The sequence below is a fragment of the Burkholderia paludis genome (assembly GCF_000732615.1).
GTDB classification, from domain to species: Bacteria; Pseudomonadota; Gammaproteobacteria; order Burkholderiales; family Burkholderiaceae; genus Burkholderia; species Burkholderia paludis.
In genome coordinates, this window is sequence record NZ_JPGL01000162.1 from 1 (window position 1) to 883 (window position 883).

The window sequence follows — 883 nt, forward strand, 5'->3', positions numbered from 1 at the left end:
GCAAGGGCAATCTGGAACTGTTCAACACCTATGCGATTCAGCGTGGGGTGATGTCGACGTACAAGGTCGAGGATGCGTTGGGGCGGGTTGCTACGGGCATGTTGAGCGCCAAGGGGTATGCCGCTGTCAGCGGTCTGGCGCCTGGTCCGGCACATGTGACGTTCGGCAGCGACAACGCAGATCCGTGGAGTCCGAGCAGCTACGCGCGCAAGGCCGAATGGCCGGACAGCGCGACAGGTGACGCGAGCAACGCATCCACAGCAGTTCCCGCCCAGACGCGCGATGTTGCCTCGCAGGTGTTGTCGGGGGCCGGTACGGCGGTGCAGGCAGGCCAGCAGTTGAGCCAACTGGCCGGTGCGCTCAAGACAGGCGGGGTAAGCGGGATTGCTCGCGCGGGACTCTCCGGCGTTCAGTCGTTGCTAGGCGCAGCGGGCGTGACCGGCAAGGCGCAAACCGGATCAACGGCGTCTGACATGCGTACGCCCGGGTTTGTTTGACGGACGACGAACCGATATCTCGCGGCGTCTTCGCCTCATTTCTGAATTCATTTCCGGTTTCCCTCCATGACCGCATCTTCGACCGTAAGCCATCCTCAGCAGACGGCTGTTGCACCGCTGAACACCATTCATCCAAAAGATATCGTCGCCGCCGCGCGTAAGTTCGATCAGTGGCTGCAACAGATCAGCGGAGGCGCCGTCACGCTCGAGCGGCTGAATAACGTCGCACAGGGGCTACCGGTGGTCGGCAACGTCATTGCCCTGGTGAGCGTGGCGCTGGACTTGAAGGCGTTGCACGACAAGCCGTCCACCGATGCGATGGACTGGGTAAACATCGGCATCGACCTGATCGGGATCATTCCGGTGCCGCCGACACTGGCGGCGGC

At 62.7% G+C, this 883-nt stretch carries 1 protein-coding gene and 1 pseudogene; both read left to right on the forward strand.

Annotation, left to right across the window (positions count from 1 at the left end; genetic code table 11):
• Positions 1-497 (forward strand): annotated as a pseudogene (locus GQ56_RS45810) (type VI secretion system tip protein VgrG); the annotation flags it as partial.
• Between the two features lie 66 nt (positions 498-563).
• Positions 564-883: hypothetical protein (locus tag GQ56_RS39925; RefSeq protein ID WP_043301842.1), on the forward strand; the 320-nt coding region annotated here is incomplete at its 3' end.